This window comes from uncultured Mailhella sp., from assembly GCF_944324995.1.
Lineage (GTDB): Bacteria > Desulfobacterota > Desulfovibrionia > Desulfovibrionales > Desulfovibrionaceae > Mailhella.
This window is the reverse complement of the sequence record NZ_CALUYL010000006.1, coordinates 1-16,831: the sequence shown is the minus strand read 5'-3', so window position 1 is coordinate 16,831 and position 16,831 is coordinate 1. Positions and strand designations below refer to the sequence as shown.

Below are 16,831 nucleotides of genomic sequence, written 5' to 3'. Positions count from 1 at the left end.
GCGGGCAAATGAATTCTGACGGTCCGCGCGCCGCCCCCCTGCCGGAGGGGCAATTTGCCCGCACTCGATTTTTATGATAAAAACGTAAACTCCCCAAGGAACGACGCCGCAAGGCGCGTTTCCGCGCTGCGCGGGCAGGAACCGCAAGGCGCGTTCTTCCAACATCTTTATCGCCGAGGCGGAGTTGACATGAGCGATCTGAAAGATATGTACCGCACCATTGTGGCGGACGGGTTCCCCGACACCATGACCATCACGCTGGGAGACAGCGTGCTCACCTATCGCAAGCGCACCTGGGAAATGGGCGGCGAAGTGCGCGGACTGCGTTATGGCGAAAACCCCGATCAGCCCGCTGCGCTCTATGAATTCGTGGAAGGCGAAAACAAGGTGGCCGATCTCAAGTGGCGCGCTCCCCATCAGGGCATTGTTTCCGCGCTCACCGAAGAGCAGATGGTGCAGTCCGGCAAGCATCCGGGCAAGACCAATCTCACCGACGTGGACAACGCCTGCAACATTCTCCAGTATCTCACGAAGAAGCCCGCGGCCGCCATTTTGAAGCACAACAATCCCTGCGGCGCTGCCTGGGCCGACACCCTCTTCGACGCGCTGAACAACGCCTTCTGGTGCGACCGCATTGCCGCTTTCGGCGGCGCGGTGGTGGTGAACCGTCCGCTCGACATGAAGTGCGCCGAACTCATCGCCTCCCAGTATTTTGAAGTGGTGGCCGCGCCCGCCTTTGAAGAAGGCGTGGTGGACGTGCTCAAGGGCCGCAAGAATCTGCGCATCTTCGAGCTGCCCGGCCTTGCGCATCTCGACGAGCTGCGCGGCATTCCCATGCTCGACTTCAAGAGCCTCACCGACGGCGGCATCGTGATGCAGAAGTCCTTCGTCAACCGCATCAGCAGCGTGGACGACTTCATGCCCGCCACCGGCACGAAGAAGGACGGCACCGTGTTCACGGCGCGCAAGCCCACGGAACAGGAAGCCGAAGATCTGCTCTTTGCCTGGGCCGTGGAATCGGGCGTGACCTCCAACTCCGTGATCTTTGCGCGCAACGGCGCCACGGTGGCCATCGGCACCGGCGAACAGGATCGCGTGGGCTGCGCGGAACTGGCCATTCACAAGGCCTACACCAAGCATGCCGACGTGCTTTCCTTCAAGCGCACCGGCCTTTCCCTGTACGAGCTTCAGCAGAAGGCGCTTTCCGACGCCGAAGCCGCGGCCACGCTTGAAGAGATCAACCGCGAGACCCGGGAAAGCAAGGGCGGCCTCATCGGTTCCGTGGTGGTGTCCGACGGCTTCTTCCCCTTCCGCGACGGCGTGGACGTCGTCATGGCGCAGGGCGTGACGGCCATTGCCCAGCCCGGCGGCTCCATACGCGACTGGGAAGTGGTGCAGGCCTGCAACGAGCACGAACCGCAGGTGGCCATGGTGTTCACCGGCCAGCGCTCCTTCAAACACTGATGAATCATAATGCCGGGGAGGCGCGAGCTTTCCCGGCATTGTCATGGATGCCTCTCTTCACGCGCCCTTCTGCGACCGGGGAAGCGTGACCTCTGTTTTCATCCGTGGCGGGCCGCAGTAGGAATTTTTCGGAGCCCCGTCGAGAGCGGGAAGCCGCTCCGTTTTCGGCTTTCTCCGCGCCGGACGCGCGCAGCGCGCATGTTTGTCCGCCGGGGGCGGTCTGACCATTTTTGCCTTTCAGGACTGGAGACATGGCATCGCATATTGTGCAGAATCCCTCTGCGGGCTGTATTGTGGAATTCATGCAGGGAAACGAACCCCAGATAGCGTGGGTGATGGAGGAACAGAAGGGCAAACTCCGTCTTTTCCTGCCCAACAGGCGTGAGACCACGCTTTCTCCGTCGCGCATTCTGCCCTGGGCCGGCCCGTCGTATCCTGCCCAGCAGAGCAAGGACGACGTGGTGGACATCCTGAACAGACACAAGGATCGCCGGGAGCGCCTCGCTTCCGAAGTCGCGCCCGTGGAACTGTGGGAAATGGCGCAGGGCGAAATGGACAAGGCGCCTGCCGAATGGTTTGCGGAGCTCGGCTACACTAATCCCGACGCCGACGCCGTGGCGGCCTGCGGTCGGGCGCTTCTGCAGTGCAAGACGCATTTTCGCTTCCAGCCGCCGGAATTTGAAATTTACGACGCGGCCACGGTGGAATCCCGCCGTCAGGCCGAAGAGGCCGCGCGCGTGCGCGAGGCCATGGTGTGCGGCGGCGCGGACTGGTTCCGCCGCCTGTGGGAGGCGCGCATCGGGCGTCATCCCGCGCCCGATCTTTCCACCGCGCCGGACGAGGCGGTTCGTCACCGTCTGGAACGCATGCTCCGCGCCCGCATGATCGATCCCGAAACCGTGGAGGACGAAGCGCTGTGGAAGCAGGTGACCAAGGGCCTGCCCGACGATCCGCACCTGGCGCTGCTGCTGGCCATGACCTGGGGCCTTGTGCCGGAACACTACAACTTCTGGCTCGACCGCGCGGACTACGCGGCGGGCACGGCCTGGGAAGAGCCTTTTGCCGAAGAGACGCAGGCGCTCATCGACGCCGTGACCAGGGGCGACGACATGCCTCCGGCCGAAGATTCGGCCTTCATCAGCATCGACAGCGCCACCACCCGCGACATCGACGACGCCTTCCGCATCTTTGCGGCAGAGGACGGCGGCTGGGACGTGGAAGTGGCGCTGGCCTGTCCCGCCTGGTTCTGGAATTTCGACAGCCCGCTCGGCAAGGCCGTCTTCCATCGCGCAACAAGCATTTATCTGCCGGAGGGCAACTGCCACATGATGCCCGAAGCGCTCGGCGAGGGTGCGTTCAGCCTGTTTGAAGGGCAGGCGCGTCCCGCGCTCGTGGTGAGTGCGCACGTGTCGCCGGACGGCGCGCTCGGCGAAGGCTCGTTCCGCTTCTCCACGATAACAATCGCCAAAAATCTCAATTACCCCGACTGCGAGGCCGCGCTCGACGGCGAAGACAACGCCGCCGCGCCCTTTGCGGATCAGCTTCGTCTCGCCTCGGCCATGAGCGACGTGAGACTGGCCTGCCGTGTGGATCACGGCGCGGTCATCATCGAGCGGCCGGAAATCGACTTCACGCTGGAGGGCGAGGGCGTCGACGTGCAGGTGAAGCTCAAGCAGACGCCCGCCGCGCCGAGGGCGCAGCTTCTGGTGGCGGAACTCATGGTGGTGGCCAATGCCGCGCTCGCCGAGTGGGCCGTGAAGAACGACGTGCCGCTTCTTTTCCGCACGCAGGACGTGGCCGTGCCCCGGGAATACGCCGGAGTGTGGAAGAGCGCGCCCGACATCGCCCGCGTGGTGCGCATTCTGGTGGCGGCCTCTCTCGACGTTTCGCCGCGTCCGCATGCAGGCATGGGGCTTTCGGCCTACAGTCCCGTGACGTCGCCGCTGCGCCGCTTCACCGATCTCGTGAACGAAGCGCAGCTTCTGAGCGTGGTGACCCGCGGCGAGGCGCGCTGGTCCCGCGAGGAGCTTTCCGACATGCTCATGCATCTTTCCATCCGGCTTGAGGCGGCGGGTCAGGTGCAGCGCTTCCGCCCGCGCTACTGGAAGTATCTCTACATTCAGCAGCAGGCCCGTCTGCACGGCGACGAATGCTGCTGGAAGGCCGAAGTCGCCGAGGAAAACGACATGTGGGTCAGCGTGAGTCTGCCGGAAATTCAGCTCGGTCTGCGCGGCAAGCGTTCGCTGTTCGGCGAGAAGGTGTTTCCCGGTCAGCAGCTGCACGTGCGCCTCGGCAAGGTGAATCCGCTGCGGAGCGAGGCCGTCATTCTCGACGTGCGCGAATATTGAGCCGGTTGCGCCCTGCCATGGTCTGAGATATGATAAGAAAACAGAGACTCTCTTTCCGGATATTCCAAGGAGAAGGCATGTCGTCAGCCCGAACGGTTGCTTCCCTTGTCTCATGCTGCGCGCTTCTGGCCTTTGTCGGCTTTTCGCAGACGGCCTGCGCGCCCAGACAGAACACGACGCTGTCGGCCCGTCAGGCCGCGCAGGACGACGCAGGCTCCGGGGATCTCGATTCTCAGCTTGCCATAGATCATGAACTTTTTCTGGCCGCCACCTCGCCGGGAACGCTGGTGGAAAGCGATTCGCTCAGCGTTTCGGAACTGGCGGAACATCGCGCCATGTACGGCGATTCTCTGGAACTGCGTTCCGATTTGTCGTCGCTTCAGTTTCCCGGAGGCATGCTTCAGCTTGAACGGGGCGGAAACGTTTCCGGGCCCGTGAGCCGCGGTCCCGCGCCGGGAAGCGCCGAGGCCCGCCGTCTGGCCGAAAGAAACACCAGAGAAGCGCTCTGTTCCGCCGGAGAAACGGTGTGCATCACCTCTCCCTACGGCGTGCGCCGCTCTTCCCGCCGCTCGCACAAGGGCATCGACATCCGCGCGCCTCTGGGCTCGCCCATCATGGCGTTCCGCAGCGGCATGGTGCGCTGCGCCGAATATCACAGCAGCTACGGCTACATGGTGGAAATCCAGCAGGACGACGGCATTGTCGCGCGCTACGCGCACATGAGCCAGATGCTCGTCCGCAAGGGAGACAGGGTGGAACCCGGCCTCATGATAGGCCGCGTGGGCTCCACCGGGCGTTCCACCGGGCCGCACCTGCACTTTGAACTTCTGCACGACAACAGGCAGATGAATCCCATGACGTATCTGCCTACGCCCAAACAGGTGGTCGTCAAGGGCACGGAGGCCGATGCCGCCGCCGCCAGAAAGGCGCTGGCCAAATCCGGCCATTCCAAGTCCAAGCTGAAGAAGTCCTCGTCCAGAAGTTCCAAAAAGGTGACCTCGACCAAGAAAAGTTCGTCCAAAAAGTCGGTGAAGTCGTCGAAAAAGACGTCGAGCCGGAAGACGGCGGTCAAGAAGACGAGTTCCTCCAAGAAGGTCGCGGCAAAGAAGACCAGTTCCAGAAAGACGACGAAGAAGTCGAGCTCTTCGAGCAGAAGTTCCTCGAAGAAGTGACGGCGTCTGAACGATGCTTTGAAGACGGCGCGGGGGCGCGCGGGGCTGCGGCTCCGGGAGTCCCCGCGCCGTTTTTTCCGGTCGAACACGGGCTGCTGGGCGTTGTTCCGATGAGCGCAGGGGAGGAGCGCTTTGCGCGGCTCGCCGATAACGGGCGCTGCCGACGGAGTTTCCGGCGGTCTGTGGGGCGAAGCGTTCTTCCGATGCTTCGTCGATGGTCCGGTCGCTCGGCCGAAGACGTGTTTTCCGATGAACTGACTCCCGAAGGGCGGTGCTTTCCGGCCGCAGGATCGTCAGTGTCTGTCCCGGAGCGGCCCGGCGAGCCTCCGCAGCGTCGGCGCAAGTGCCGAACGCAGCAGACCTGCATGAACCATGTCGGGGAACGGCTGATGCCGTTCCTTTTCTATTTAAACGCTCTTTGTCGCAACAGACGCGCCCCGGTCTCGCCGGGGCTTTTGTTGTTTAATCGGTCGGCACGGCCTTTTTTCCGGCAGGGGAGGGCGCGCGCGTCCTCGCTTTTTCCGGCCTCTTCAAGTCGTCGCCGCTTTTTCTCACGGCTCGACAGATTATTACAATATCCCTCTCACGGGCCCGACGCTAGGTTGGATCTGAAAACGATATGCCGTCGTTTTCCATCTCTAGCACAAGGAGGTCCCATGCACCTTACCCCGCGAGAAATCGAAAAACTCATGGTGCTGTCTCTGGCGGAAGTGGCGCAGCGCCGCAGGGAAAAAGGGCTGAAGCTCAATCATCCCGAAGCGGTGGCCGTCATCACCGCCACGGCGCTGGAAGGCGCGAGAGCCGGAAAGACCGTGGAAGAAGTGATGAACGACGCCCGCAAGGCGCTCACCCGCGACGAAGTCATGGAAGGCGTGCCCGAAATGATTCCCTTCGTTCAGCTGGAAGCCGTGTTCACGGACGGCAGTCGTCTGGTCACGGTACACGATCCCATAAGCTGAGCCGTCGTTTCCACGTCAGCGTTTCTCCCATCTCACGCCGAGGCCGCAGGTCCCGGCACAACACAGGCAGGCAGCATATGGCAGATTCGCCCAAGGCTCCCGTCGGCGGATGCATTTTCGCCGCCGACCCCATCACGTTCAACGAGTCCCGGCCTTCCATCACCCTCAAGGTGCGCAATACCGGCGACCGTCCCATTCAGGTTGGTTCCCATTTTCACTTCTTCGAGGTCAACCGCGCGCTGGAATTCGATCGCGCCGCCGCCTACGGCATGCGCCTGAACATTCCTTCCACCACGGCCATCCGCTTTGAACCCGGCGATGAAAAAACGGTGTCCCTCGTGCCCTACGGCGGACTTTCCAGCGTGTACGGCTTCAACAACCTCGTGGACGCCTGGACCGGAGACGCGCACGCAAGAGTCGTCAAGATCGACAGGGCCATAGCCCTCGGCTTCAAAAGCGCGAAGCTCTGAGCCGTAGAAATATCCGGGCGTCCGCCCCGTCGGGCTCCCTCCGGGAACGCGCCGCTTCACGCATTGCGGTGCAAAAGCGCGCCCGGTTCCTGACGACGTCACCTTTTCCGCATGACCATGCTCTAACCCAAGGACTGCGACATGCCCCAGATTTCAAGACAGGAATATTCCAGCCTGTACGGCCCCACCGTGGGCGACAAGATCAGGCTCGGAGACACGGATCTCTATGTGGAAATTGAAAAAGACCTGCGCGGCTACGGCGACGAGGTCATCTACGGCGGCGGCAAGACGCTGCGCGCGGGCGAGGGCGGCGATTCCCGCTCCGTGCGCGACAACGGCGTGCTTGACCTCGTCATCACCAACGCAACCATCATCGACGCCGTGCAGGGCGTCATCAAGGCCGACGTGGGCATCCGCGACGGCCGCATCGTGGGCATAGGCAAGGCGGGCAATCCCGCCGTCATGGACAACGTGGATCCGCATCTCGTGGTGGGCAACGCCACCGACGCCATTTCCGGCGAGCATCTCATCCTCACCGCCGGCGGCATCGACGCCCATGTGCATCTCGTGTGCCCGCAGCAGGCCCAGACCGCCATTTCCAACGGCATCACCACCTTCTTCGGCGGCGGCATCGGCCCCTCCGACGGCACCAACGGCACCACCATCACGCCCGGCGCGTGGAACATTCACCGCATCATGGAAGCCGCCGAAGCACTGCCCGTGAACCTCGGCATTCTCGGCAAGGGCCACGCCTACAACGAAGAGCCCCTGCGCGAGCAGATCGAAGCCGGCGCCTGCGGCTTCAAGATCCACGAGGACTGGGGCGCCATGCCCGCCATCATCCGCGCGGCGCTTTCCGTGGCCGACAAGATGGACGTGCAGGTCTCCATCCACACCGACACCCTGAACGAAGCCGGTTACGTGGAAGACACCATCGCCGCCATGGAAGGACGGGTCATCCACACCTTCCACACCGAAGGCGCGGGCGGCGGTCACGCGCCGGACATCATCCGCGTGGCCGGGCAGCCCAACGTGCTGCCGAGCTCCACCAACCCCACGCTGCCCTTCGGCGTCAACTCGCAGGCCGAGCTCTTCGACATGATCATGGTCTGCCACAACCTCAATCACAACGTGCCCTCCGACGTTTCCTTCGCGGAAAGCCGCGTGCGCCCGGAAACCATCGCCGCCGAAAACGTGCTGCACGACATGGGCGCGATTTCCTGCATCGCGAGCGACTCCCAGGCCATGGGCCGCGTGGGCGAAAACTGGATTCGCGCCATCCAGACGGCGAGCGCCATGAAGGCCGCCCGCGGCAAGCTCCCCGAAGACTCCGCGGACAACGACAACTTCCGCGTGCTGCGCTACGTGGCCAAGGTGACCATCAATCCGGCCATCATTCAGGGCGTCTCCCACCTCATCGGCTCCGTGGAAACCGGCAAGGTGGCCGATCTCGTGCTCTGGCAGCCGGCCTTCTTCGGCGCCAAGCCCTACATGGTCATCAAGGGCGGAGCCATTGCCTGGTCCGCCATGGGCGACCCCAACGCCTCCCTGCCCACGCCGCAGCCGGTCATCTACCGGCCCATGTTCGGCTCGCTCGGGCGCTGCCTCCAGTCCACGCGCTACACCTTCACCTCGCAGGCCGCCATGGATCGCGGCATCGGCGAGCAGCTCGGGCTCAAGAGTCATCTTGCCGCCGTTCACGGCATCCGCAGCCTCACCAAGCAGTGCATGGTGAGAAACAATCTCACGCCTCACATCGAGGTCAATCCCGAAACCTTCGCCGTCATGGTGGACGGAAAGCACGTCACCGTGCCGCCCGTCCAGAACGCGAGCCTCGCGCAGCTGTACTTCTTCAGCTGACGCGTCTGCAAACGGCAGGCCTCGGCAAAAAAGCGCATCCGGGCGCGTCCGGGACCTGTTGATTCACGGCAGAGCGGCCTTTCGGAAAAAGGCCCGGCAACATCCGGCCGGACGGCGGAGAAATTCCAGCGTCCGGCCGGACGCGCCCGGAGAACAGCGGGTCGGCAGCGGCCCGGTTACGGAAAACGTTATGGGGGCATTTGTGGAAATCATTGAAAAGGTACTGGGCAACAGGGCCGACGCGGACTGGGCCGGACGGCTTCGCGACGCGAACATCGACTATCTGGAACTCTCCCAGTGGGACGCGCAGAAGAATCGTCTGCGCAAGGAAACGCTCGGCGGGCGCGTCATGGCCGTGGCGCTGGAGCGCGGAGAGTCCCTGCGCGACGGCGACGTGCTGGACTGGGATGAAAGGCGGCGCTGCGCCGTGGTGTGCCGCATACGCCTCTGCCCGGTGATGGCCGTGGATCTCTCCGGTCTTGCCGCGTTCGGCGAGGAGGATGCCGTTTCCTGCGCGGTGAAGCTCGGCCACGCGCTCGGCAATCAGCACTGGCCCGCCGTGGTGAAGAAGGGCGTGGTCTATGTTCCCATGACGGCGGATGAAAAGGTCATGAGCGCCGTCATGGACACGCACGCCATTGCCGGCGTGACCTACGCCTTTCTTTCCGGAGAGAGCGTGTACGAAGCGCTTTCCGGCGAGGAGGCGCGGCTTCTGTTCGGCGGAGCGGAAAGTCCGCTTTCCGGGCACGAGCATCATCACGGACATCATCATTCCTGAGGAAACGGGGTGAGCGCGGTGGACATTCTTTCTCTTGTGCATCTCATGCAGTTCGGCGACTCCATGCTGCCCACGGGCGCGTTTGCCTTTTCCGGGGCGCTGGAGGCGGCGGCGCAGACGGGCGTGGTGCGCGACGCGCGCACGCTTCAGCAGTACGTGGTGTCGGCGCTCAGGCAGGCGTCCACGGGCGACGCGGTGGGCCTCGCCTTTGCCCTGCGCGCGCTGTGCGACGACGCGGCCAGCGCGGGAGCGCCGGTGAGCGACGCCGCGCTGGCGAGGCTCGGCGTGATCGACCTTGCCCTGTACCGCCGCAAGCTGCCCGAGGAATTCAGGGACATGATGACGAAAACAGGGCTCAAGCTGGCCCAGCTCGGCGCGGAAACCACGAAGTCGCCGCTGCTTTCGCGTTGGCTTTCCCGGATAACCACGGGCTGCACGCCCGGTTCCTATCCCGTGTCGCTGGCGGCGCTCTTTGCCGCCACGGCCTTTGCCGAAGCGCCCCTGCGAGGCGCGGACGGCGCGGAAACGAAGGCCGTGCTTGAGGAAGGGCTCACCGTTTATTTCTACGGCGTGGCCATGGGCTTGCTGAACGCGGCGCTGCGCCTCATGCGCGTGACGCATCTGGAAACGCAGGCCGTGCTGTACCGCAGTTCGGAGCTGTTCGAGCCGCTGTGCGCGCGGGCGCTGGCCACCCCGCTTGACCGCATGACGGGCTATGCGCCCATGACGGAAATTCTTTCCGCCGTGCATGCCGGGGCGCGGGTCCGTCTTTTTATGAGCTGAAGAGGAGAGACTCCCATGAAAAAAATTACCCGTATCGGCGTCGGCGGCCCGGTGGGCTCGGGCAAGACGGCCGTCATCGAGGCCGTGGTGCCCGTGCTCATGAAGCGCGGCGTGCGCCCGCTCATCATCACCAACGACGTGGTGACCACCGAAGACGCCAAACACGTGCAGCGCGAACTTGCCGGCGTGCTCGACGCCGAACGCATCGTGGGCGTGGAAACGGGCGCCTGCCCGCACACCGCCATCCGCGAGGATCCCAGCATGAACCTCGCCGCCGTGGAGGATCTGGAGAGACGCTTTCCCGACAGCGACGTGGTGTTCATCGAAAGCGGCGGCGACAATCTTACGCTCACGTTCAGTCCGGCTCTGGCCGACTTCTTCATCTACGTCATCGACGTGGCCGCCGGGGACAAGATTCCGCGCAAGAGCGGCCCGGGCGTGTGCCATTCCGACATTCTGGTCATCAACAAGGAAGACCTTGCGCCGTACGTGGGCGCGAGTCTGGAAGTCATGGACCGCGATTCCCGCCTCATGCGCGGCGATCGCCCCTTCATCTTCACGAACTGCATGACCGGGCACAACATCGACGTGCTGGCCGACTGGATCATGCGCGACGCGCTCTTCGATCTGCCGGACCGTCCGGCGCAGGAGACGTCCGGCGCGGCGAACGAGGCGGCCCATGCGTGAGGAGAGCTTCGTCGATACCGGCGCGCCTGCGCCCGACTGTTCGAGCTTTCAGGCGGCGCGGCAGGCGCTTGCTGACATGGATCGCAGCGCGGCGGAGCTTGATCCGTACCGCGACGAGCCGCCCCAGATGAAGAGCGGCTCCGTGGGCAAGCTGGGCTATCTGCGTCTGGACTTTCGCCGCGACGAGAATCTCGGCCGCACCGTGCTGGCCGATCTGGACCGCCGCGCGCCCATGATTGCGCAGAAGGCGCTGTACTGGGAGGAGTCGCAGCCGGACATGGCCTGCGTGATCACCATCACGTCCACGGGCTGCGTGGTGCAGGGCGACCGCATGGCGCTGGATGTTCACGCGCGCCGCAATTCCCGCGCGCTCGTGACCACGCAGAGCGCCACGAAGGTTCACGTCATGGATCACAATCACGCCTGCCAGCTTCAGCGTTTCCATCTGGAGGAGGGGAGCTGGCTGGAATACGTGCCCGATCCGCTCATTCTTCACCGCCGCTCGCGCTATGTGCAGGACACCTGGGTCACGCTGCCGGAATCGGCCTGCTTTCTCTACGGGGAAATGCTGGTGCCGGGCAGGCGCTGGCATCACCGGGAGGAGCTTTTCGGCTTTGATCTTTATTCGGCGGGCTTTCACGTCTGCCGCAGCGACGGCGAGGCTCCGCTTTTTGAGGAGCGTCTCGTGCTGGAGCCGGACGGAACGAACTTCTGCAGCGCCGCGGTCATGGACGGCTTCGAGGTGTTCGGAAGCATGTTTGCTCTGGTTCCCGAAAATCTTGCGGACGCTCTTGTGCGCGACGCAGGCGCGGCCGTGACCGACGATCTGGCCTGGGGCGCGCTTCGCCTGCCGGAGCACGCCGGAGCGGCGTTCAGGGTGCTCGGGCACGGCGTGGAGAGCGTGCGCAGGAAAATGCGGGAATTCCATTCGCTGGTGCGGGAAAGGGCGCTCGGCAGGCCGCTGCCGCCCGACTTTCTCTGGCGCTGAACCGGTCGGAATACGCGGAAACAAGGAGGTGGCGGACAATGACGGTCAACGGATGCGTCGCCGGGCGGGGAAGCTGTCCGGCGGTTTCGGTGCTCGGAACGCTGTTGCGCGGAGCCGGGCAGGTGATGTTTCAGAATTCCCCGTGGACGGGACTGCTCTTTCTCTGCGGCATTGCCTGGGGCGCGTGGAATGCGGGCAGACCGGAAATATTCTTCGGCGCGCTTCTGGGCCTTGTCGTCGGCACGGCGACGGGCTGCCTGCTCGGCGCTCCCCGCAGTGACGTGCAGGCGGGTCTGCACGGCTACAACGGCATTCTCGTGGGCTGCGCGCTGCCCGTGTTTCTGGAGGGCGGAGCCGTGTGCTGGCTGCTCATTGCGCTCGGAGCCATGTTTTCCACCGTCATCATGCTGGCGGTGTCGCGGGTGTTCGCCTCGTGGAAGGTTTCGGCCATGACGGGGCCGTTCGTGTTCGCCACCTGGTTCATTCTTCTGGCGTCCTACAGCTTTTCTGGCTTCGACGCCGTCGCGCTGCCGCATCCGGCGCTGCCCGCGCTTCCGCACGACGCCGTGTCGCTCTTCAGCGCGGAAGCCTTCTTCATTTCCAGTCTTGTCGGCGTCTCCCAGGTCTTTCTCATCAACGACCCCGTGACGGGAGCGCTGTTTCTGATCGGCCTTGCCCTCTCTTCGCCTTCCGCCGCGCTGTTTGGCTGGGGCGGCTCGCTCGCGGCCATGACCGCGGCGCTGCTGCTCGGGGCGGACGGCGCATCCGTGGGCGCGGGCCTCTATCAGTTCAGCGCCGTGCTCACGGCCATAGGCATGGGCACGACCTTCTATCGGCCCGGCGGAAGGGTGATTCTCTACACCCTTCTGGCCACGGTGTTCACCGTGGTGGCGCAGGGCGCGCTCAACGCGGCGCTCGCGCCTCTCGGCATTCCCACGCTCACCTTTCCCTTCGTCGTCGCCGCGTGGCTCTTTCTGCTGCCGCACGTCGTTCTTGCCGGAACGAGAGGCGGCGACGACTCACCTTCAGCCTGACGGGAGTCTTTCATGTACACAGTCGATTCGGGAGATACCGCGTTCATTCTGCTCTGTACGGCGCTGGTCTGCCTCATGACTCCGGGTCTCGCCTTCTTCTACGGCGGACTCGTGCGGCGCAAGAACGTGCTCACCATCATGATGCAGAGTTTCATTTCCATGGGCGTCATCGCCGTCATCTGGATCTTCGGCGGCTTCAGCCTGGCCTTCGGACCGGACGTCGGCGGCGTCATCGGCGACATCACCTATCACTTTGCTCTGGACAAGGTGGGAGCCGCGCCGAGCTCCGACTACGCCACCACGGTTCCCTTCCTGCTGTTCTTCGCCTATCAGCTCATGTTCGCCATCATCACGCCCGCGCTCATCACGGGCGCCTTTGCCGGACGATTCAATTTCCGCGGCTACCTGCAGTTTCTCGTGCTGTGGATGATCTTCGTCTATATTCCGGCCTGTCACTGGATCTGGGGCGGCGGATTCCTGGCCGGACTCGGCGTGGTGGACTTTGCCGGCGGCATCGTGGTGCATGTGAACGCCGGTTTTGCGGCGCTCGCCACCGTGTTCTTCCTCGGTCGCCGCGACGACGTGGCTCCGGGCTCGCATCCTGAGCCCAACAATCTGCCGCTCGTGGCCGTGGGCGCGGGCCTGCTGTGGTTCGGCTGGTTCGGATTCAACGCGGGCGGAGCCTACGCCGGCGACGGACTCGCCGCCTACGCCTTCACCAACACCACCATAGCCGGTTCCATCGCCATGCTGGTGTGGATGTTCCTCGACTGGCACGGCGCGAAGCGTCCTTCCTTCTCCGGCGTGCTGGTGGGCGCGGTGGCCGGTCTTGCCACCATCACCCCCTGTGCGGGCTACGTACCCCCGTGGGCGGCCATCATCATCGGCGCGGCCGGAGCCGTGGTGTGCTACTACGCCAAGTGCGTGCAGGCCAGACTGCACTTCGACGACGCGCTGGAAGTCTGGCGCGCTCACGGCATGGGCGGCCTCACCGGATCGCTCCTTGTCGGCGTGTTTGCCTCCACGGCCATCAACACCGTGCATGCCGGCGTGGAGCAGTTCTTCCTCCAGCTTCTGGGCATCGTGGTGGTGGCCGCATGGTCCTTCGGCGCGACCTGGGTCATCCTCAAGGTCATCAGCCATTTCGGCCCCATCCGCGTGAGCTACGAGCAGGAACTCGAAGGCCTCGACGAGGCTCTGCACGGCGAGTCGGCCTACCGGCTCTGACCGAAGGCGCGGCGCACCCCTGCGGCGCGCCGCCTTCCGGTCGGGCGCAGACTTTGTCAATGTGCGCTTCGCGGCGCATCGGCGTTTGCGGACAGGGTTCGGCGTTGACAATCGGGCGGAAACTTCTGATGCTCTGCCCCCTGGAGTGAATCAATGGATGCAGTTTTCTTTGTTGCGGCGGGCGGCGCGCTCGGCGCATGGTGCCGCTATGTCACGGGACTGGCGGCCGCGGCCGCGTTCGGATCGTCGTTTCCCGCGGGCACGCTCATCGTCAACGTGGTCGGCAGCTTCGTCATCGGCAGCGTGTACGCGACCGGGCCTTCCGCGCTCGTCGGCGACTTCGCCATGCAGGGCTTCTGCGGCGCGCTCACCACGTTTTCCACGTTTTCTCTGGACAGTTTCCGGCTTTTTCAGCAGGGGCGCGTCGTCCGGGGCGTCGTCAACGTGCTTTTGAACATGGTCCTCGGCCTCGGAGCCGCGGCGCTCGGCCTTTCGCTCTTCAGCGTGGATTAGGGCGGATCGCGCGTCGGGCGATTCGGAAAAGGATGTTCCAAACGCGGGCGAAGGGCCCGTGCAACGATTTCAGACTGGTGCGGGAAACATCATGACGCAGTTGATGAAACAGACGGTGGCGGTGCTTTGCGGCGGCGCGCTCGGCGCGGTGTGCCGCGTGGAGGCGGGCAGGGCTGTCATGAACTTTATGGGCGTGCATTTTCCTCTGGGCATACTTTGCGTCAACATGCTGGGCTCTTTTCTGCTCGGCCTGTTCCTGGGCGCGATTTCGCGGACAAAGAGCGGCTGCCCCACGGCTGCGGCCTTTGTTTCCACCGGATTTTTCGGCGGATTCACCACGTTTTCCTCCTTCGCACTCGACACGCTCACGCTCTGGGAGTCGGGAAGCGCCATGCTTGCGCTGCTCAATGTGGGCCTGAACGCCGCGCTCTGCATCGTGCTTGCGGGCCTCGGCTGGACGATTGCCGCGCCCTGGAGAGAGAAGGAGGCGTGAGAAACTGGAGCGTGTACCTTCTGCGCTGCGCCGACGGCACGCTGTACTGCGGCACGAGCGTGGACGTGGCGCGCCGCGTGGCCATGCACAACGGCCTTCTTGCCGGAGGGGCGAAGTACACCCGGGGGCGTCGGCCGGTGACGCTGCTGGCCTGCGCAGGCGGCATGACGCGTGAGGAGGCGCTTCGCCTTGAGCGAAGGGTGAAGCGGCTGCCCCGGGCGCGGAAGCTGGACGCGCTGCTTGGGGCCTGTTCTTCGGAGGACAGGATGTGAGGCCTCTTTTTCGGAAGAGGCCTTTTTCGTGCCTTTTGGCAGACGCCTGTTTTGTCTGCGGGAAAGGCGCAGAGAGCGCTTCCGTGCACTTGACCGCAAAGACGCGCGGGAATATGCTCTAGCCTCCCTCAAAAGCAGCGCAAAGGCTGCTTCAGAAATTTATTCAAGGGTGTCATATGCGTAAAATCCTTCATCTTTTCCATAGCGTCCGCGTGGCGGCGCTTCTGGTGCTGGCTCTGGCGTTCGCCGTGCAGTGCCAGGCCGCAACCATGGTGGACATCTACGGCCCCGGTCAGAATCAGATCAAGCTGTCCATGGCGTCTCCGCTTACCGCTCCCGGTCAGCGCGCCACGGCGCTGGGCTCGGAACTGAACGACGCCATCGTGGCCGACCTCAATTTCCTGCCGTTCATGCAGCTCATTCCTTCCTCGGCCGTGCTCGGCGGCACGGTGCTCACCGCCTGGCAGGGAGCCGACGTGGATTTCCGTCGCTTTCAGATTGCCGGCGCCGACCTTCTGGTCACGGCGCACTGGCCTTCCGGCGACAGGGAAAATTCCACCGTGGAACTGCGCGTGTTTGAAACCTATTCGGGCAAGTTCGTGTTCGGCAACGCCTATTCCGGCGTGACCCACACCGAAGTGCCCAACGTGGCCGATCGCTTCTGCGACGACCTCATGGCCGCGCTCACCGGCGCGCGCGGCTTCTTCAGCAGCTCTCTCGCCTTCGTGAAGGGCAACGGCAAAAAGCGCGACGTGTGGGTGGTGCGCGCCACCGGTCGCGATCTGCGTCAGGTCACCAACATTCCCGGCTCCGCCATGTCCCCCTCGTGGTCGCCCGACGGCCGCTACGTGGTCTTCAGCCATCTCGACGACAGCACCCACGCCCTCGGCGTGTGGGATCGCCTGAACAACACGGTCAAGCGCGTCCGCTTCCCCGGCAACACCGTCATCGGTCCCTGCTTTTTGCCGGACAACCGCGTGGCCGTGAGCCTTTCCACCGGTCATTATCCCGACATCTTCCTGCTGAACCGTCAGTTCAAGCGCGAGCGTCCGCTGGAACAGAGCGCGGCCATCAACGTGTCGCCTTCCTTCGACGCCTCCGGCACCAAGATGGCGTTCACCTCCAGCCGTCTCGGCAGCCCGCAGGTCTTCCTGAAGGACTTCTCCACCGGATCCGTGACCCGCGTGAGCATGGACGGCTCCTACAACTCCGAGCCCTGCATCAGCCCCGACGGCACGCTCATCGCCTACACCAAGGCCACGCCTTCGGGCTTCCGCATTTTTGTTCACGACATGATGACCGGCTCGGATCAGCAGATTTCCTTCGGTCCCGGCAGAGACGAACAGCCCGCCTTCGCCCCCGACAGCTATTTTGTGGCGTTTACTTCCACCAGAAGCGGCACTTCCCAGATTTATCTGACCACCCGCCACGGCGGCGAGGCCAAGCATGTGCCTACGGGACCGGGCAATGCCTCGTTCCCGAGCTGGGGAAAGTAAAATATTTTAAATTTCTGGGCGAAATCCCCCCCTTGCGAGCTTGACATCCCCAAGGGCGAGGGTAATATGCCGTTCTGCCCGATAAGTGCAGTTTTCTTTCTTCGCTCGATGATAAGAGGGAACGAGCGGGGAGAGAGAAATATTATGACTTAACTCTCAGGAGGAGTTATCATGAAGTCTCTGAAGTCTTTTGGCCTGGTTATGGTTCTCGCTCTGGCTCTCGGCATGGGCGCCGGCTGCGCTAAGAAGAACGCTGAAGTGGAAAACGTGGAACCCGCTCCCGTGGC

General features: G+C 63.9%; 16 protein-coding genes. All 16 read left to right on the top strand.

The genetic code is table 11. The annotated features are described in order from the left end of the window. The first annotated feature begins 189 nt into the window (after nt 1-189). The 16 genes from Q0K02_RS04140 (at nt 190) to Q0K02_RS04065 (ending at nt 16,544) form a co-directional block, all read left to right on the top strand. Nucleotides 190-1,464 carry an IMP cyclohydrolase gene (locus Q0K02_RS04140; RefSeq protein ID WP_294485334.1) on the top strand — a complete coding sequence of 425 codons (1,275 nt, stop codon included), beginning with the start codon at nt 190-192 and terminating at the stop codon, nt 1,462-1,464. Between the two features lie 251 nt (nt 1,465-1,715). Further along, a complete protein-coding gene (locus Q0K02_RS04135; protein ID WP_294485331.1) occupies nt 1,716-3,812 on the top strand; it encodes a ribonuclease catalytic domain-containing protein in 2,097 nt (698 codons plus the stop codon). A 77-nt stretch (nt 3,813-3,889) separates the two neighbouring features. Further along, entirely contained in the window at nt 3,890-4,984 is a 1,095-nt protein-coding gene (locus Q0K02_RS04130) for a M23 family metallopeptidase (RefSeq protein WP_294485329.1), read from the top strand. Nucleotides 4,985-5,640: 656 nt separating this feature from the next. Then, nucleotides 5,641-5,943 carry an urease subunit gamma gene (locus Q0K02_RS04125; protein WP_294485327.1) on the top strand — a complete coding sequence of 101 codons (303 nt, stop codon included), beginning with the start codon at nt 5,641-5,643 and terminating at the stop codon, nt 5,941-5,943. Nucleotides 5,944-6,020: 77 nt separating this feature from the next. Continuing rightward, a complete protein-coding gene (locus Q0K02_RS04120) occupies nt 6,021-6,413 on the top strand; it encodes an urease subunit beta (RefSeq protein WP_294485326.1) in 393 nt (130 codons plus the stop codon). 141 nt (nt 6,414-6,554) lie between these two features. After that, nucleotides 6,555-8,273: an urease subunit alpha gene (locus Q0K02_RS04115; protein WP_294485324.1), complete on the top strand. Its 1,719-nt coding sequence runs from the start codon at nt 6,555-6,557 to the stop codon at nt 8,271-8,273. Between the two features lie 190 nt (nt 8,274-8,463). Further along, a complete protein-coding gene (locus tag Q0K02_RS04110; protein ID WP_294485322.1) occupies nt 8,464-9,051 on the top strand; it encodes an urease accessory protein UreE in 588 nt (195 codons plus the stop codon). A 9-nt stretch (nt 9,052-9,060) separates the two neighbouring features. Next, complete coding sequence (locus tag Q0K02_RS04105) at nt 9,061-9,834, top strand: urease accessory UreF family protein (RefSeq protein WP_294485320.1); 774 nt, start codon at nt 9,061-9,063, stop codon at nt 9,832-9,834. A 15-nt stretch (nt 9,835-9,849) separates the two neighbouring features. Further along, nucleotides 9,850-10,521, top strand: a complete 672-nt coding sequence (gene ureG / locus Q0K02_RS04100; RefSeq protein WP_294485317.1) for an urease accessory protein UreG — start codon at nt 9,850-9,852, stop codon at nt 10,519-10,521. Then, complete coding sequence (locus tag Q0K02_RS04095) at nt 10,514-11,509, top strand: urease accessory protein UreD (RefSeq protein WP_294485316.1); 996 nt, start codon at nt 10,514-10,516, stop codon at nt 11,507-11,509. Before ureG ends, Q0K02_RS04095 begins: the two co-directional genes overlap by 8 nt. A 38-nt stretch (nt 11,510-11,547) precedes the next feature. Next, nucleotides 11,548-12,543 carry an urea transporter gene (yut, locus tag Q0K02_RS04090; RefSeq protein ID WP_294485314.1) on the top strand — a complete coding sequence of 332 codons (996 nt, stop codon included), beginning with the start codon at nt 11,548-11,550 and terminating at the stop codon, nt 12,541-12,543. Nucleotides 12,544-12,555: 12 nt separating this feature from the next. Then, nucleotides 12,556-13,770, top strand: a complete 1,215-nt coding sequence (locus Q0K02_RS04085) for an ammonium transporter (protein ID WP_294485313.1) — start codon at nt 12,556-12,558, stop codon at nt 13,768-13,770. Nucleotides 13,771-13,923: 153 nt separating this feature from the next. Further along, entirely contained in the window at nt 13,924-14,283 is a 360-nt protein-coding gene (gene crcB / locus Q0K02_RS04080; protein ID WP_294485312.1) for a fluoride efflux transporter CrcB, read from the top strand. A 91-nt stretch (nt 14,284-14,374) separates the two neighbouring features. Further along, entirely contained in the window at nt 14,375-14,776 is a 402-nt protein-coding gene (gene crcB, locus Q0K02_RS04075; RefSeq protein WP_294485311.1) for a fluoride efflux transporter CrcB, read from the top strand. Further along, nucleotides 14,773-15,048 carry a GIY-YIG nuclease family protein gene (locus tag Q0K02_RS04070; protein ID WP_294485310.1) on the top strand — a complete coding sequence of 92 codons (276 nt, stop codon included), beginning with the start codon at nt 14,773-14,775 and terminating at the stop codon, nt 15,046-15,048. Before crcB (Q0K02_RS04075) ends, Q0K02_RS04070 begins: the two co-directional genes overlap by 4 nt. 269 nt (nt 15,049-15,317) lie before the next feature. Next, nucleotides 15,318-16,544 (top strand): translocation protein TolB, encoded by a 1,227-nt coding sequence (locus Q0K02_RS04065; protein ID WP_294485444.1) that lies wholly within the window; start codon nt 15,318-15,320, stop codon nt 16,542-16,544. Nucleotides 16,545-16,831 lie beyond the last annotated feature (287 nt).

What these genes read in the sequence shown, in the direction of transcription:
- Q0K02_RS04140 (WP_294485334.1), top strand. Translation starts at nt 190, where the DNA reads ATGAGCGATCTGAAAGATATGTACCGCACCATTGTGGCGGACGGGTTC.
- Q0K02_RS04135 (WP_294485331.1), top strand. Translation starts at nt 1,716, where the DNA reads ATGGCATCGCATATTGTGCAGAATCCCTCTGCGGGCTGTATTGTGGAA.
- Q0K02_RS04130 (WP_294485329.1), top strand. Translation starts at nt 3,890, where the DNA reads ATGTCGTCAGCCCGAACGGTTGCTTCCCTTGTCTCATGCTGCGCGCTT.
- Q0K02_RS04125 (WP_294485327.1), top strand. Translation starts at nt 5,641, where the DNA reads ATGCACCTTACCCCGCGAGAAATCGAAAAACTCATGGTGCTGTCTCTG.
- Q0K02_RS04120 (WP_294485326.1), top strand. Translation starts at nt 6,021, where the DNA reads ATGGCAGATTCGCCCAAGGCTCCCGTCGGCGGATGCATTTTCGCCGCC.
- Q0K02_RS04115 (WP_294485324.1), top strand. Translation starts at nt 6,555, where the DNA reads ATGCCCCAGATTTCAAGACAGGAATATTCCAGCCTGTACGGCCCCACC.
- Q0K02_RS04110 (WP_294485322.1), top strand. Translation starts at nt 8,464, where the DNA reads ATGGGGGCATTTGTGGAAATCATTGAAAAGGTACTGGGCAACAGGGCC.
- ureG (WP_294485317.1), top strand. Translation starts at nt 9,850, where the DNA reads ATGAAAAAAATTACCCGTATCGGCGTCGGCGGCCCGGTGGGCTCGGGC.
- Q0K02_RS04095 (WP_294485316.1), top strand. Translation starts at nt 10,514, where the DNA reads ATGCGTGAGGAGAGCTTCGTCGATACCGGCGCGCCTGCGCCCGACTGT.
- yut (WP_294485314.1), top strand. Translation starts at nt 11,548, where the DNA reads ATGACGGTCAACGGATGCGTCGCCGGGCGGGGAAGCTGTCCGGCGGTT.
- Q0K02_RS04085 (WP_294485313.1), top strand. Translation starts at nt 12,556, where the DNA reads ATGTACACAGTCGATTCGGGAGATACCGCGTTCATTCTGCTCTGTACG.
- crcB (WP_294485312.1), top strand. Translation starts at nt 13,924, where the DNA reads ATGGATGCAGTTTTCTTTGTTGCGGCGGGCGGCGCGCTCGGCGCATGG.
- crcB (WP_294485311.1), top strand. Translation starts at nt 14,375, where the DNA reads ATGACGCAGTTGATGAAACAGACGGTGGCGGTGCTTTGCGGCGGCGCG.
- Q0K02_RS04065 (WP_294485444.1), top strand. Translation starts at nt 15,318, where the DNA reads ATGGTGGACATCTACGGCCCCGGTCAGAATCAGATCAAGCTGTCCATG.